This is a genomic window from Ruegeria sp. AL12 (genome assembly GCF_056540885.1).
This window is the reverse complement of record NZ_JBQFXN010000175.1, coordinates 1-581: the sequence shown is the minus strand read 5'-3', so window position 1 is coordinate 581 and position 581 is coordinate 1. Positions and strand designations below refer to the sequence as shown.

At 58.5% G+C, this 581-nt stretch carries 1 protein-coding gene; it reads right to left on the bottom strand.

The window, feature by feature from the left end:
- Nucleotides 1-520 (bottom strand): aminotransferase class I/II-fold pyridoxal phosphate-dependent enzyme (locus ACR0C6_RS22070; protein ID WP_480621326.1); only part of this gene is annotated, 520 nt, incomplete at its 3' end.
- Nucleotides 521-581 lie beyond the last annotated feature (61 nt).

Sequence of the window (581 nt, the reverse complement as noted above, 5' to 3'; positions counted from 1 at the left end):
CTTCCATCGAATAGACGCTTTCTACGGCGATCCAGATTTGCCCGGCCCCACCTTTCGCGCGCCACTCCTCAAGGATACGCCGGGCGTCCTCCACGTCATTATGTTTGAAAGCCCGGGTTTCAGCGCGACCGAGGCGCATTCCTTCGTGTGCACTGGCATGAACAAGCGCATCATAAAGGATTAGATCTTCGGCTGCGGGCAGAGTCGAAAATATTGCCTGATTTGCCTGAAATCCGCCGCCCATGAACAGAGCAGCTTCGGACTGGAAAAAACGGGCCGCTGACTGCTCAAGCGCCTCATGTTCCGGGTGGTTGCCGCGTAACAGGCGTGATCCGCCCGACCCGACAGGCACTTCGCGGGCAAGGGCGTTGCGCGCGGCGTCGGCCATAAACTCGGACTGTGCCAGCCCCAAGTAGTCATTGGAGGCAAAGTCTAAACCCTGCGCTGCGGTCAGGCTACGTCTGCGATGCCGTTCCGTAAGGGTCGTAAGCATCGCGTCAAGGCGATGATGTGCTTTCATTCAGCCGCTTCCCTGCTGCTTTGTCCTGCTACGGTCTCTGACTGCAGGCCGAGTTTTGCGA